The organism is Bacillus sp. JJ864, from assembly GCF_036963045.1.
In the GTDB taxonomy this organism is placed as follows: Bacteria; Bacillota; Bacilli; order Bacillales; family Bacillaceae_G; genus Bacillus_A; species Bacillus_A pseudomycoides_C.
In genome coordinates, this window is the sequence record NZ_JBALLY010000245.1 from 756 (window position 1) to 1,144 (window position 389).

At 29.6% G+C, this 389-nt stretch carries 1 protein-coding gene; it reads right to left on the reverse strand.

Annotated elements, in window-relative coordinates:
• Positions 1-47: 47 nt before the first annotated feature.
• Positions 48-344 carry a hypothetical protein gene (locus tag V7024_RS23990; protein ID WP_154713406.1) on the reverse strand — a complete coding sequence of 99 codons (297 nt, stop codon included), beginning with the start codon at positions 342-344 and terminating at the stop codon, positions 48-50.
• Positions 345-389 lie beyond the last annotated feature (45 nt).

Here is a 389-nt window from a genome sequence, read left to right on the forward strand (position 1 = left end):
ATTTTTCATTTCAAAAATATAACTTATGCTTATTTGAAATGTGTCAGTTAAAATGTATATGTTTTGACATGTATATTCCTCATTCGCATATCAATAGCACACTTCAATACCTTGTAATTTTTTTCATCCAGTCTTGCAATACAATCCATTAAATTAAAGTGTTCGTAACTATTCCACATATTTAATGAAAACTTTCCTAGTTGCACAATAGAATTAGTTAAATCGTACGGTATCTCAAAACTTTCTTCATTTTTGTACTCTTTATATTCCTCTAATTGCAGAAGTGTATACCTCCATTCCCATCTCCAAATCCAATCAACTGGTTCTTCAGCATAATGTTTCATGTACCCCATATAGGTTCAAATGATTGATAAACTATCTAATAACCT